Source organism: Psychrobacter sp. SCQQ22 (assembly GCF_015864605.1).
GTDB lineage: Bacteria > Pseudomonadota > Gammaproteobacteria > Pseudomonadales > Moraxellaceae > Psychrobacter > Psychrobacter fozii.
The window spans coordinates 156,407-170,062 of record NZ_JADYWZ010000008.1 but is presented as its reverse complement, the minus strand read 5'-3'; the positions used below and the strand labels follow the sequence as shown (position 1 = coordinate 170,062).

At 43.2% G+C, this 13,656-nt stretch carries 12 protein-coding genes; 7 read left to right on the top strand and 5 right to left on the bottom strand.

Features of this window, described 5'->3' with window-relative positions:
- Positions 1 to 250 precede the first annotated feature (250 nt).
- Positions 251 to 814, bottom strand: coding sequence for a DNA glycosylase (locus I6E84_RS11590; protein WP_352259595.1), 564 nt, complete (start codon positions 812 to 814; stop codon positions 251 to 253).
- Positions 815 to 1,381: 567 nt separating this feature from the next.
- Between I6E84_RS11590 and upp the strand changes: the two genes are divergently transcribed.
- From upp to I6E84_RS11570, 4 genes are all read left to right on the top strand, one after another.
- The gene (gene upp / locus I6E84_RS11585; RefSeq protein WP_110923541.1) at positions 1,382 to 2,038 is read left to right on the top strand and encodes a uracil phosphoribosyltransferase; all 657 of its coding nucleotides are present in this window, start codon (positions 1,382 to 1,384) and stop codon (positions 2,036 to 2,038) included.
- Between the two features lie 95 nt (positions 2,039 to 2,133).
- Positions 2,134 to 2,886: an SDR family NAD(P)-dependent oxidoreductase gene (locus I6E84_RS11580; protein ID WP_197218123.1), complete on the top strand. Its 753-nt coding sequence runs from the start codon at positions 2,134 to 2,136 to the stop codon at positions 2,884 to 2,886.
- A 179-nt stretch (positions 2,887 to 3,065) separates the two neighbouring features.
- Positions 3,066 to 3,965, top strand: coding sequence for an ABC transporter substrate-binding protein (locus tag I6E84_RS11575; protein WP_197218121.1), 900 nt, complete (start codon positions 3,066 to 3,068; stop codon positions 3,963 to 3,965).
- A gap of 47 nt (positions 3,966 to 4,012) precedes the next feature.
- Complete coding sequence (locus I6E84_RS11570; RefSeq protein ID WP_227681480.1) at positions 4,013 to 4,963, top strand: alpha/beta fold hydrolase; 951 nt, start codon at positions 4,013 to 4,015, stop codon at positions 4,961 to 4,963.
- Between the two features lie 94 nt (positions 4,964 to 5,057).
- On the opposite strand, the gene I6E84_RS11565 is transcribed toward I6E84_RS11570, so the two are convergent.
- From I6E84_RS11565 to tyrS, 3 genes are read right to left on the bottom strand one after another with little or no spacing between them, the layout of a single operon-like run.
- Positions 5,058 to 5,288 (bottom strand): DUF1653 domain-containing protein, encoded by a 231-nt coding sequence (locus I6E84_RS11565; protein WP_197218117.1) that lies wholly within the window; start codon positions 5,286 to 5,288, stop codon positions 5,058 to 5,060.
- A gap of 12 nt (positions 5,289 to 5,300) precedes the next feature.
- On the bottom strand, positions 5,301 to 6,071 hold the full coding sequence (locus I6E84_RS11560) for a TIR domain-containing protein (RefSeq protein ID WP_197218115.1): 771 nt from the start codon (positions 6,069 to 6,071) through the stop codon (positions 5,301 to 5,303).
- A 1-nt stretch (position 6,072) separates the two neighbouring features.
- Positions 6,073 to 7,284, bottom strand: coding sequence for a tyrosine--tRNA ligase (gene tyrS, locus I6E84_RS11555; protein WP_197218113.1), 1,212 nt, complete (start codon positions 7,282 to 7,284; stop codon positions 6,073 to 6,075).
- Positions 7,285 to 7,515: 231 nt separating this feature from the next.
- On the opposite strand from tyrS, the gene I6E84_RS11550 reads away from it, so the two are divergent.
- The 3 genes from I6E84_RS11550 (at position 7,516) to I6E84_RS11540 (ending at position 11,683) form a co-directional block, all read left to right on the top strand.
- Entirely contained in the window at positions 7,516 to 8,865 is a 1,350-nt protein-coding gene (locus I6E84_RS11550) for an anhydro-N-acetylmuramic acid kinase (protein WP_197218111.1), read from the top strand.
- 488 nt (positions 8,866 to 9,353) lie between these two features.
- Entirely contained in the window at positions 9,354 to 10,706 is a 1,353-nt protein-coding gene (fabF, locus tag I6E84_RS11545) for a beta-ketoacyl-ACP synthase II (RefSeq protein ID WP_197218109.1), read from the top strand.
- A gap of 122 nt (positions 10,707 to 10,828) precedes the next feature.
- Positions 10,829 to 11,683, top strand: coding sequence for a hypothetical protein (locus tag I6E84_RS11540; RefSeq protein ID WP_197218107.1), 855 nt, complete (start codon positions 10,829 to 10,831; stop codon positions 11,681 to 11,683).
- Between the two features lie 123 nt (positions 11,684 to 11,806).
- Here the strand turns inward: I6E84_RS11540 and I6E84_RS11535 are convergent, their stop codons facing one another.
- Positions 11,807 to 13,624, bottom strand: a complete 1,818-nt coding sequence (locus I6E84_RS11535) for an aminopeptidase P family protein (RefSeq protein ID WP_197218106.1) — start codon at positions 13,622 to 13,624, stop codon at positions 11,807 to 11,809.
- Positions 13,625 to 13,656 lie beyond the last annotated feature (32 nt).

Genomic DNA, 13,656 nt, shown 5'->3' with positions numbered 1-13,656 from the left:
TTATATAGAGTTTAAGAGCTGTGTCAATGACTTAATTAAAGGTTTTTTAACTAATTTAACTGCCTTTTTAATAATCGATACTTTTCAATGGGTTAAGATAAATTTAACTACTCAAAATTTTAGACACTGCTGTTGAAACTCTTATGATTTCCTACTTCTTTAGAAAAGCACTTCTACTTTAGCAATGATATATGATTGAAATCTATCTAATATACCAATACTGCTACACCACTCTTTTCTATATAACTGTTTATAACTTACCCATCTTTTCAAAAAACTCTTTATAAGCAGCGACTTTTTTATCTAATGATAAAGGGTATGCCCGTGAAGTTGATGGCAACCTATATAAAGTTAGATTATTCACATCAGCTTTGTTACCTGTACTCTGCCATTCATAAGGATAATCCATACTTTGATTGGTCTTAGGATACTTGGACTTAGTAGGTGGCTCGCTTAATAAATTGAGTAGTACCTCTGTCGCTTTGCCACCTGTGGTAAACAACATTTTAACTTTTGGCACTTGTAGCAAGATGCTATCTAAGTCAACAGGCGTTACTACCGTTAAGTTCTTGTCAGACGCATTACCCGTCTCACGAATGGCTTGTTTGACTGTTGGACAAGAGGCAATCCCGCGCTCAAACATAAAGGCGCGAATACGTTCAGGATCAAAGCATTTGTTATCCCCTACTCTGAAATAATCTGCATCATCAAAAAATACGCGACCATAGATACGCCACATATCATTATAAAAATTGGGGTAATGAAAACTCATTGCCCATTTATCGATAGTCGGTGGAAACGTTCCCATCATCATGACGGTGGCATTGGGCGGCAACACAGGTGGAAATGGATGTGTTTCTATTTTTGCTGCATTCGTTTCGGATAATGTTGAGTTGCTATAAGTCTTATTGGTATTTTTATGCGCGTAAGATGGGTATGTAGTCATAAGATTCTTCATCAGAAAAGCGGTTTTTTTGGTATCATAGCAGGCCTAAACCTTACTTCACTTATTATAGTGCTGCGATAGTGAAATATAGTCGGCTTAAGAGGTCAATGGCTTAAATATATAGAATGATGCGGTGTTTGATTCGAATAATTGTGGCTTTCATTATAGTTGCTTGAATCATGATGGCTTCAATTGTTTTGGATCTAATTATTGTGATCCTAAATGTAGGTTATGAATAAAAGCACTGTAAATTAATTAAGGTTAAGACCCTTATATAAGCATTGAATGTATTCAGTTGGCTTTACTAGTAATATATTAAGCTTACTATTTGTGTGCCAAAAATACGGTTAAAGTGAAGTAAGTGTTTGTATCTTTTATACTAATAGCAACCGCAGTGACTGCGCAAGCATCAGCCCCAAAATCAAGAGAGATTCTATGAGCGACCTAAATAGCGGTTTAAAAATTACGGTAATCGATCATCCACTAGTTCGTCATAAGCTTAGCCTTATGCGTGAAAAAGATTGTAGTACTTATAAGTTCCGTACGTTGACCAAAGAGCTTGCGCGCTTGATGGCGTATGAAGCAAGCCGTGACTTCGAGATTGAAACATTCCCAATGGCAGGATGGTGTGGCGAAATCACTGGTGAGCAAATCATCGGTAAGACAGCGACAATTGTACCGATTTTACGTGCAGGCATTGGCATGCTTGACGGGGTGCTCGACCTGATTCCTACTGCAAAAATCTCTGTCGTGGGCTTGCAACGTGACGAAGAAACCTTACAGCCAGTACCATTCTTTGAAAAATTCGTCAGCCACATGGACAAACGCCCAGCACTTATCATCGATCCGATGCTAGCAACAGGCGGCTCTATGGTTGCGACTATTGATATGCTAAAGAAAAACGGCTGTACTAATATTAAAGCACTCGTGTTAGTAGCTGCACCTGAAGGTGTGCGTGTGGTCAACGAAGCACATCCTGATGTAACTATTTATACTGCTGCATTGGATAGCCATTTGGATGAGCACGGCTATATCATTCCAGGTCTTGGTGATGCTGGTGATAAGATATTTGGTAAGCAACTAAATCAGTAACCTTTAAACCAAGGTATTCAGTCATCTTAGCAAGGCATTCGATTATCTTAGATAGTCATGACAAAAGCATACAGTATCAATGATAAGGATATAACATGAACGTATTGATTACAGGCGCGAGCGCAGGTTTTGGTAAAGCATTGGCTGAACGTTTGGTGGCAAAAGGCCATCGCGTGATTGGCTGTGCTAGACGCCTCGATAAGTTACAAGCCTTGGCTGCAGATTTGGGCGAGGCATTTTTACCTGTGGTCATGGATGTGAGCGATACAACTTCTATTCCACAAATCATTACTGACTTGCCTGACGGTTTTAATCAAATCGATGTTTTGGTGAATAATGCAGGATTGGCGCTAGGCGCTGGGCCTGCCCAAGAATCCAATCTAGATGACTGGATGCGCATGACCGATACCAATATCAAAGGGTTGATAGCGCTGACCCATGCTGTCTTGCCAGCGATGGTCGCTCGCGATAGCGGCTATATCATTAATGTCGGTTCGATTGCTGGTAGCTGGCCGTACTTTGGTGGCAACGTCTATGGCGCGACTAAAGCATTTGTAAAACAGTTCAGTCTAAACTTGCGAGCTGATCTGATCGGGACCCAAGTTCGCGTGACCAATCTTGAGCCAGGTAACGTCGCGGGCACTGAGTTTTCAAACGTGCGCTATCATGGTGATAGCGATAAAGCTGCCAAAGTTTATGATGGCTTCAAAACCATGACTGGTGACGATGTTGGCGATATTTTATTATGGCTGATTGAGTCGCCTGCACATATCAACGTGAACCGCTTAGAAGTGATGCCAGTTGCGCAGACCTATAATGGCTTAACCATCGCAAAAAACAATGGCTAATCCCTATTAAGCGTTAACATCACTACCATCAGGCCACGATACAATATCTTATTTTGATACTGTATCGCGGCCTGATTTTTTTCAGCCATTTTTACCGTTATTTTATGCTATGGTCAACGCTGTCACTTTTAATGTGACCTACCTGTGACTTACTTCTGTTAATGATATAAGGATATGTTATGCCAAACACTGCACTCACTCTGACGCTAGAATGGTTTTTAAATCCAGATCACCTACCTTTTATTGCAGGCATTCATACTGGTGCTTATGCCGAGGCAGGGCTTGATATCAATATGGTAGAGCCAACTGAACATTACGATGGCTTTGCAGAATTAGAAGCAGGCAATATTGATTTACACGTGAACGAACCGATTCACCTATTCGAGCATTATTTTGAAGACTTAAAAGCATTGGGCTGTTTTTTTGTGACAGACGGTGGCGTGCTTATCAAGCAAAGCAGTCTTGATAAATTACATCAAAACCAACCGATTCGTATTACAACGCCTGCAGCCAACCCTATTACCAATAAAATTGGCTTTGAAATTTTAAGCCGTTATGCCAAGAAAAATGGTTTTGTGTTAGATGCCGCTAATGTCAGCTTTGTAGAAACCGACTTTCAACATTTAGAAAACCTACAAAAAGGCGATGCAATAGGCGAATTCGATGGGGCATGGTTATGTTTTTATAACTTTGAAGGTATTGAGGCCAATCATGCAGGGCTTGACTATACCTTTATTGATCAACATTTATCACCATATCCTAACTTTTCGGCATTGGAACTGATGACCACCCACAGTATTTGGGAAGAAAAGTCAGAAGCGTTGATACAGTTTGTAGCTGTCAGTACAGCAATGGCGCAGTTGTGTATCGACAACCCCGAACAAGCACGCACGATTTATTATGCCTATACAGGTGAGACACCATCTGCATTGATGGATGACATTATCAACGATACTTTGAAGCGCTTGATAGCGCCTATCCAACCAGATGCCGAACGTTGGACTGCCCTACGTGACATGCTAGCAGAATTGGATATTGCTAACATTAGTGATGCTAACTACGCCAAACTCTGGCAGTAGTATAGTCAAATCCATATAAACCCCACATGTTCAAAGCGACATTTAAAATGGCATTCAAAATACCTGAGCAATACCAATTGCAAACCACTCATGTGACAGCGACTGACAGTACGCTGATACCGATGTCTGTGATTGGTAAAGGTCAGCCCGTGCTGCTATTACATGCTTTTGGTATGGACGCGCGGCAGTTTCTGCCGTTTATATTATCGCTGACCCCACACTATTGCTTTTATTTGCCGCATTTTCGTGGTTTTGGCTTGGCCAGTGATTTGACGTTGCCAACGTTTGATTTTATTGAACAATATGCAGAAGACACGCAACAAGTGGTACAGCATATTCGTCAACAGACAACCGTGGACGCCTTGCCTATTGCTGCGATATCGATGGGCGCATTGGTCATGTGGGCATACTTTAAGCGTTTTGGTCATGACAGTGTCAGCCGCTATCTGAATATCGACCAAGCACCTCTCATTCATAATCAGCCAGACTGGCAAGATGGCGGCGTCTTTGGTACACGTCAGACAGAATTATTTGCTCAGTTTACGCGGTTAATTTCTAACGCTGAGCCATACATGCACGTTGATGATTTTCGTCATCTGCCCTATCGATTAAAAGCTAATTTGTTAGACATGGAGCGCTCATTTTCACTGCTCTCTGTCAGTACCAAGCCTTCACAAGTATTGACGAAAACCTTGAGTTATCGTGCACCACACAAAATCTCATTAATGAAGCACGCGACTTGGCAACACAAACTGCGCTGTCTATCTGCCTATGTTGCACTGCCCTATGACTACCGCGATGTGTTGCCAACGGTTGATATTCCGACTACTTTACTAATTGGTGGGCGCTCTCAGTTATATGATCCGAAACGGCAACAACAGTTGCTTGAGCTATTGCCCAACGCGCATAGCATTGTTTTGCCAAAATCAGGGCATGCCGTACCAATGGATGCGCCTGTTGCGTTTTACAATGTCTTAAAACAGTTTTTACATCGTTAATTTTTAAAATATTGGTTTGAGTAGACGCAAAAAAGCGACTCCAAAAGTCGCTTTTTTATTTGTTTAATCAGCTGTTAAGTTCGTTTGCAGAAAACTAATCAGCCAATGCTTGAATAAGCTCAAAGCGTGGCACTTGCTTGCCTTCTACCGTAACCGTTTCAGAAAACATGGCTAATGGGCGTACCCATACGCCATATTTACCATACAGGCAACGATAAACCACTAACGACTCTTCAGTTTCTGAATGCTGTGCCGTATGCAAAACTTGGTAAAGGCTGCCTTTATAATGGCGGTAGATGCCTTGCTGAACTATCTGATCTGTCATTATTACTTCCAATTAGTCAATTTTATTCATATCGACATCATAGCCAGAGCTTTTCATTTCTCTAGCAATGCTATATTTCCAAGCTCCGCTTGTATCCATGGATTTATAGACCACGCCTGATATGTCATTTGGAGTTTCGACATTACCTTTCACAAGCGCAACCACATTTGCTCGACCAATCTTACCAATCAAGAGTCCATGTTCAAAAATAACATTTTGCCTTGCTCGTGGTTTCAGATCTTCGGGGTTAGACTTAATAACTCCGCCAATGTCGCACTCAGTATAGAGAACGATAGCAAAACCTACATCCGTATGCTTTCCTAACTTCTCTATGATTGTAGCGCCAGAATCTACTTGCTCATGGAGAATAACAGCTTTAAAACCGAGCTTATCTACAAATCTAGCTACTGTTTCTTTAGCGCCATCATCGTGACCGTGAACGATAAAAACCTTAGAGCTATCTTTAGTAATTAAAGATTCTTTTTTAGTTGGTCTATCAAGAGTATCAAACAGCTCGATATCTTCTATTACGTCATCTATAAGCTGTAAAGCATGCTTATGACCAGCCATCCAGATTTCCTTAGACTTAGGTTCATAAAAAAAATTTGTGCCAGAAGTAAAGCTAACATTATCAAATTTCTTAATATAAGCTGATTCACTATCTATAAACTTACTGATCAGCGCTGTAAATCTAATAGACAGCTTATCTTGGTTCTCATGATTTTCATAAGTTAAATTTTGAAAATCTTGTCTGAGTATTTTAAAGGTTTCGACCTTATTCATATTAACCAACTGTCACTTTCGCATAGGCTTTTTTGCCTGCTTGGATAACGACTGTCTGACCTGAGGTTAAGCTGAAACCTGCATCAACCACTTCACCATCTACTTTTACCGCACCACGTTTTACCATATCTTTGGCAGATGAGCTGTTTTTAGCCAGCCCAGATTGGTTCAGTACTTGAGTGATAAACAGTGCATCCTGACCTTCTAGATCTACCGTTACTTCTGGCAAATCGATTGGCAGTTCGCCATCAGCTAAGACATTACCCGCTGATTTATGCGCATTGGCAGCGGCATCAGCGTCATGGAAACGCTCGATTAGCTCTTCGGCTAAAATACGTTTGATTTCTTGTGGATTGCGACCATTTTCCATTTCTGCTAGTAAACCTTCGACTTCATCCATTGGTTTAAAGCTTAAAAACTCAAAGTAGCGACGGATTAAGGTATCTGGCATCGACAGCAGTTTTTGGTACATGGTGCCCGGTGTATCGTAAATGCCGACATAGTTGCCGAGTGACTTAGACATTTTATTAACGCCGTCTAGCCCTTCTAAGATTGGCACTGTGATACAAACTTGTGGCTCTTGGCCATAGCGACCTTGCAGGGTGCGCCCCATTAGGATATTAAAGGTTTGGTCGGTACCACCAAGCTCGACGTCGGCTTTTAGCGCGATAGAGTCATAACCTTGCACCAATGGGTAGAGAAACTCATGGATAGCAATTGGCGTTTGCGCGGCATAGCGTTTAGAAAAATCATCGCGCTCAAGCATACGTGAGACGGTCAATTGGCTAGAAAGCTGAATCATGTCACCCGCTGACATATCCTTGAACCATTCGGAGTTAAAGACAATCTTGGTTTTTTCTTTATCCAAAATTTTAAAAACCTGTTCAGCATAAGTCTGCGCATTAACTTTGATTTGCTCATCGGTCAATGGCGGACGTGTGCTGTTTTTGCCAGAAGGATCGCCAATCTTGGCGGTATAATCACCGATTAGAAAATAAATCTCATGACCCAAGTCTTGAAAGTGCTTAAGCTTATTGATTAGTACGGTATGACCTAAATGCAGGTCAGGTGCGGTGGGGTCAAAGCCCGCTTTGATACGCAGCGGGCGATTCAGTTTCAACTTCTTAACCAAATCCTCTTCAGATAGGATTTCCTGTGTACCGCGTTGAATTAAGGCAAGTTGTTCTTCTAGGGTGTAAGTTTGCGTGGTCATGATGCTCTCTTTATTGTCTTTATTAAGGGTTAAACGTTTGGGCTATTTATACTAAATCATACCAAACCAAAAAACACGATGCGCAGTGGCAAACTCGTTGAGTGTCATAAATGCAGTAATTACACTCGTTTTCCTTGCTACTCTGATTTTGGGAATGGTATTAAGGTCTCGTAGCCCGCAAAAGATGTTAGAATTTGACGGATATACTAGCGTTTTTTAAGGTAAATTGCCATGACCAACCCCGCATCGATTGCTGATACTCAACACAATACTCATCCAAACTTAGAGATGGACAGCGATTTAGAGAATAGCTTGGAAAATATTGACGATTTAAATTATGCCACACTTACTGAGGCACTTGAGCAGACCGTGTTTGAAAACTTCGATGATGGCTTATATATCGGCATGATGTCGGGCACCAGTTTGGACGGTATGGATGCCGTTCTTTGTCAATTCGGTACAGATACTGGTAATACAGATGAGGCTCAACAACCCATGCGCTTGTTAACTTCTTATAGCCAAGACTTCCCACCGCGACTGCGTGAAGTGCTTTTAGCATTATGTCAGCCCAACGGTGTTCAGACATTGACACCCACGGCTGATGAACCAAACAGCGAGCTGGATTGGTTCGGCTGGGCGAGCCGCGAGTATGGTGAGTTTGCAAGTGAGGTGGTCAATACGTTATTAAAACAAGCCGATACCGATGTAGAGCTAGTGCTAGCCATTGGCTGTCATGGACAGACTGTGCGCCATCGTCCGCAGATGGGCTTTAGCTTGCAGTTGCTCGATGCCAATATCATCGCTGAACGTACAGGTATCAGTGTGGTCAGTGATTTTCGTCGCCGTGATATGGCCGTTGGTGGTCAAGGTGCTCCATTGGTACCAGCATTTCATCAAGCACTGTTTGCCACGCATGACAGTACACGCGTGTTATTGAACTTGGGCGGCATTGCTAATATCACCGTCTTGCCAGCGGCTTCTAATCAACAAGACAATGTTGTGGGTTACGACACTGGCCCTGCCAATTTATTATTGGACGCGTGGACAGCATTGCATACAGATAAAGGTTATGATGCTGGTGGCGCATGGGCGCAGTCTGGTCAAGTCATTGAGCCGCTGCTCAACCAACTGTTGGAACATTCGTTTTTTGCAAAACCTTATCCCAAAAGTACTGGCCGTGAAGACTTTAACTTAGCATGGCTGCAAGACGAGCTACAAAAATTTGAGCAAGCATCTGCTGCTATTCGTTATTCCTCAGCAGATGTGCAGGCCACGCTCACTGAGCTGACGACCATCAGTGCAAGTGCGCAAATTAATACATTTATCAATGCTAATAAAAACACTGCGGTATATGTCTGCGGTGGCGGTGCATTGAATAGCTATTTAATGATGCGTTTGCAGGCAAACCTTCCCCATTGCACAGTAGAAACCACTGCAAGCTTGGGACTGGATCCAACGTGGGTAGAAGCCGTTGCTTTTGCGTGGCTAGCGAGACAGACATTAATGGGTGAAACAGGTAACTTGCCAGCAGTGACAGGCGCAAGTAAAAGTGTGGTGCTGGGACAGGTGTGCTTCGCTTAGCAGCCCTCATTACCATATCACTTGTCTCACTAATGCCTGTTACTATCGCCTGTACCATAAATCATGGATATATTGATATCATCGGTACATTGATATCAATGAACCCAGTACAAGTTGAACATGAGTATATTTAGCGAGACGACAATACAATGTCTTTACCGTGGATAGTGACGGCCTTATCGTGGATAAACTGCATAGTCAAAGTGTAGGCAGTCATCAGCAATACCTTTATACTATAAAAGCAATAGATACCTAAAACAGCAGGTAGCTAAAATAACAGATAGCCTTTACTACACTCGTTAGGCTTCGCAAGTACACTACCCTTAAGTTTACATATGTACACCTAAGTGTTTTATAATGGTTGTAAAAATGCATGTATGAGGCTATAAAGAGTATAACGCGACAGTAACAAACGATATGACGACAGCGCAATCAAATAATATCAGAAAAAACCATCCTTTTAGGAACGCAAGTACAGGACATATAGCATGAGCCAAGACATCAATACAGCCACATCACCGACGACGACTGGCATAAAGCGCCGTCCAAAAAAGCCTCATTATGAGCGCGATGATGACACTCGAGTGGTCGTTACCGGTATGGGAGCCATCACCCCACTGGGTCTAGATCTCGATAGTACATGGGCAAACCTGCTGGATGGCGTAAGTGGTATCGTACCTATCACTCATTTTGATGCCACAGAATACCGCGCTCAAATTGCTGGTGTGGTCAAAGACTTCGATGCCAAGCAATATATGAATGCAAAAGATGCTCGCCGCTATGATGAGTTTATGCATTACGCTATCGGTGCAACGACCATGGCTTTACATGATGCTGGCTTCATCGATGAGATTGGTGCCGCTGATGCGCCCGTTAAAAATGTCGATCAGGAACGTTTTGGCGTGATTATTGGGTCAGGTATTGGCGGTATTCAAACCATCGAAAACAGCTGTGCGACGCTCAATGCTCACGGGCCAAAAAAAGTATCACCTTTTATTATTCCTGGCTCTATTGTGAATATGGCAGCCGGTCTTGTGGCCATCAAACATAAGCTAAAAGGCCCTAACCTTGCGACATCAACAGCCTGTACAACCTCAACGCACGCCATTGGTTTAGCAGCGCGATTGATTGCGCATGGTGATGCCGATGTCATGCTGGCAGGTGGTAGCGAAAAAGGCTCAAGTCCTTTAGGTATGTCTGGTTTTGCCGCAATGCATGCATTATCAACACGCAATGATGAACCAACCAAAGCCTCTCGTCCTTTTGATAAAGACCGTGATGGTTTTGTACTCGGTGATGGTGCTGGTGTAATGGTATTAGAAAGCCTTGCTCACGCTAAAGCACGTGGTGCGACGATATTGGCAGAACTGGTTGGGTTTGGTATGAGTGATGACGCCAGCCACATTACCTCGCCACCAGAAGACGGTAGCGGTGCTGCACGAGCCATGCAAAATGCGATTCATGATGCGGGTATCGAAGCATCTTGCGTGGGTTATGTCAATGCGCACGGTACCAGCACACCCGCTGGCGATGTCGCCGAATCACTGGCTATCGAAACCGTTTTTTCAGCAGTTAAAGACACTATATTGGTCAGCTCCACCAAGTCTATGACAGGCCATTTGCTTGGCGCTGCGGGCGGTATTGAAGCTATTTTTACTGTTATGGCGCTTCAGCATCAGCATGTACCACCTACCATTAACTTGGATAATCTCGAAGACAATTGCAACCTCGACTATGTGGCCAACCAATCACGTAAAGTCGACAACTTGCAATATGCGGTATCTAATAGCTTTGGCTTTGGTGGCACTAACGGTTCGTTGATTTTTGCAAAATGGTCATAAAAGCAGTCGATCATAATGTCTTAAGCGCGAAAATGTAACGATACCGTCAGACTGACTACGTTTGTCCACTTGCAGCCCCTTATTATACTTGCGTATGATAAGGGGTAATTTTTGGAACATTTATGGAAGATACCATGTCAAGCTACTCATTTTCCCATCAGTTTTACCAACGCTGGACGTGTGCGCCTGAACCCATCCGCGCAGCTATTACCCAAGAGCTAAAAGACATCACTACTTTATTGCAAAGCGATACACCTTTTGAGAGCTTTGAATTTCAAACCCATGATTTAGATGCTCATATCGATGAGCTCTACGAGAACCACGAAGCCGAGCAAGCGATTGCGAAGGCCATTGCCGATAAGCAAGAGCAAGCACGTGCAGCTGCTGAACAACAACGTGTCGAAGAAGTGCAAAAAATAAAAGCAGCAGAGGATGCCAAGCTCGAAGAAGAAGCCAAGTTGAAAGAAGAGGCCAAGCTGCGTGAAGAAGCAGAGGCTGCACAAAAGGAACAAGAAAAGAATGCAACGTTAGCTGCTGATAAGCGCAATGATGACAAGCCAGTAGTAGCAGTTGAGACAAATACTGAAAACAACGCTAATAGTAGCATCACTGATAATTCTGAAAAAAATAATACCCAAAGTATGGCTACTGAAAATCCTACACCGAACCATAAAACCATCAGCGAACATGCAAACACTACTGAAGATCATACAGTTAATAATGATAGCAGCACTAAAAATGATAGCGCTATTAAAGCCATCAACGATAAAGCCAGTACTGCCATCAAATTGGCATTGAAAGATGCCAAACTGAGTACCACGCATCAAGAACTGATCCGTGAACTTGAGGTACAAATTGATGACTATCTCAGTGAGCAAATGATGCTGATGTCTGAAAACTTAAAATCTTGGTTACGTGCTGAAGTCATTCAAAATCTAAGCGATCAAGATAAATCACAGACCAATAAAGAATCATAACGAAGCTAAATGCTGCGTTCCGATAACGAAAAAGCCCTGTAAATGATTTGCAGGGCTTTTTCTATTTTATGCATTACGAGCTAAACAGATTGCTACAACCAATTCTAATCTTTGGCATTGATGTTAAATAGCCTGCGTACGCTCAGTGAGCCATTCAAGTGCTGCGCCATCAACACGATCTTTCAGCTCCGCATAAACTTGGCTGTGATAGTCGTTGAGCCAGTCAATCTCTACTTGATTTAATAATGACGGCTCAATCAAACGAGTATCTATCGGGCAGTAGGTAACGGTTTCAAAGTTTAAGAATTCACCAAACTCTGTCTCTATAGGGTTTGCAACACGCGTATTAACCATTAGGTTTTCTATGCGAATGCCCCATTTGCCTTCACGGTATAGACCTGGCTCATTACTTGAAATCATACCTTCTTTCATAGCACGCTCTTTTGGCGTACTCGCGCTATAAGCAATGACTTGTGGGCCTTCATGAACGTTTAAGAAATAACCAACTCCATGACCGGTACCATGACCATAGTCCATCTGTGCTTGCCATAGAGGCGCACGGCAAATAGCATCGATTAATGGTGAAGCAATACCGTCAGGGAAATGCGCTTTTGCCAATGCAATATGGGCTTTTAGCACTGTGGTAAAGTCGCGTTTATGCTCAGTACTGACTTGCCCGATACAGACCACACGAGTGATATCAGTCGTGCCATTCTGATATTGCGCGCCTGAGTCAATCAGTAGTAGCCCACCCTCGCCCTCGGCCACATCAAGGTAGCTGAATTTTTCTGGTGTTGCGCGGTAATGTGGCAGCGCACCGTTTTCATTAAAACCTGCAATCGTTGGAAAGCTTGGCGATACATAGTGTGGCTGCTGACTACGTACGTCAATTAGCATGCTATCCACGTCTAGCTCACTTAAACGCTCACCGTTTGCTAGGCGCTGCTCAAATGTCGCAAAAAACTCAGCTAAGGCGGCACCATCTTGACGCATTGCCTCACGCACATGATCGATATCAGCATCAGCTTTAACAGATTTGAGTAACGTACTTGGCGCCATTTGCTCAATAAAGCCGATACCGTCTGCCATCTTCGATAGCGTACCGACTGCAACCTTACTTGGATCTAATAACAATAAGTCTTCTGGCGTCAGCGCACTCAATGCCTCTTGTACTGCATCATAATCAGCAATCGTGATACCGCTATCTTTTAAGGCTGTGGCGATATCAGCACTGACTTTATTGTTATCAATAAACAACGTCGCGTCATTTTCACTGATAAGCATGTGGGACAAAAACACAGGGTTATAGTCAACATCAGCACCGCGTAAGTTGGTCAACCACGCGATATCATCTAAACTTGAGAGTAAGTGATGCGTCGCTCCTGCTTCTGCCATACCTGCACGCACAGCAGCAAGTTTTGAGGTGGCAGACTGAGCGAGAAACTGTTCATCATGAGCGTACAACTTGGCAGCTGGCAGCGCTGGACGGTCTGTCCATATTTCTGTCAACACGTCACGCTCAGTGATTAAGGTAATGTCATTGGCATCAAATGCATTCAACAATCGATCCTGCTCAGCGATAGACAACACATTGCCATCGACTGCCACACTATCACCTTCTTGCAAATGCTCAGCTAGCCAATCGATATGATTCGGCTGACCTGGCGCAAGCTTCTCTAAAGTAATACCCGTGCCATCTAACTGATCCGCAGCGTGTACCCAATAACGACTGTCTGTCCAGAGACCAGCAAAGTCAGCAGTCACGACGAGTGTACCAACCGAACCTGTGAATCCTGATAGCCATAAGCGTGCTTGCCAATATTCAGGCAAGTACTCAGATAAATGTGGATCGGCAGACGGTACGATAATTGCTGTCAGGTCTTGTGCAGCGATTGTCTGACGCAGACTATCGATACGATCGTGGATGGTTTGTTTATTCATTAAAAGTGTCCTTATTAGAGATAGAGCAATTA

Excerpts from the sequence above, each read along its gene's own strand:
- tyrS (WP_197218113.1), bottom strand. The coding sequence starts at position 7,284 with ATGACCACGCAAACTTACACCCTAGAAGAACAACTTGCCTTAATTCAA.
- I6E84_RS11565 (WP_197218117.1), bottom strand. The coding sequence starts at position 5,288 with ATGACAGATCAGATAGTTCAGCAAGGCATCTACCGCCATTATAAAGGC.
- fabF (WP_197218109.1), top strand. The coding sequence starts at position 9,354 with ATGAGCCAAGACATCAATACAGCCACATCACCGACGACGACTGGCATA.
- I6E84_RS11570 (WP_227681480.1), top strand. The coding sequence starts at position 4,013 with ATGGCATTCAAAATACCTGAGCAATACCAATTGCAAACCACTCATGTG.
- I6E84_RS11580 (WP_197218123.1), top strand. The coding sequence starts at position 2,134 with ATGAACGTATTGATTACAGGCGCGAGCGCAGGTTTTGGTAAAGCATTG.
- upp (WP_110923541.1), top strand. The coding sequence starts at position 1,382 with ATGAGCGACCTAAATAGCGGTTTAAAAATTACGGTAATCGATCATCCA.
- I6E84_RS11550 (WP_197218111.1), top strand. The coding sequence starts at position 7,516 with ATGACCAACCCCGCATCGATTGCTGATACTCAACACAATACTCATCCA.
- I6E84_RS11540 (WP_197218107.1), top strand. The coding sequence starts at position 10,829 with ATGGAAGATACCATGTCAAGCTACTCATTTTCCCATCAGTTTTACCAA.
- I6E84_RS11560 (WP_197218115.1), bottom strand. The coding sequence starts at position 6,071 with ATGAATAAGGTCGAAACCTTTAAAATACTCAGACAAGATTTTCAAAAT.
- I6E84_RS11590 (WP_352259595.1), bottom strand. The coding sequence starts at position 814 with ATGATGATGGGAACGTTTCCACCGACTATCGATAAATGGGCAATGAGT.
- I6E84_RS11535 (WP_197218106.1), bottom strand. The coding sequence starts at position 13,624 with ATGAATAAACAAACCATCCACGATCGTATCGATAGTCTGCGTCAGACA.
- I6E84_RS11575 (WP_197218121.1), top strand. The coding sequence starts at position 3,066 with ATGCCAAACACTGCACTCACTCTGACGCTAGAATGGTTTTTAAATCCA.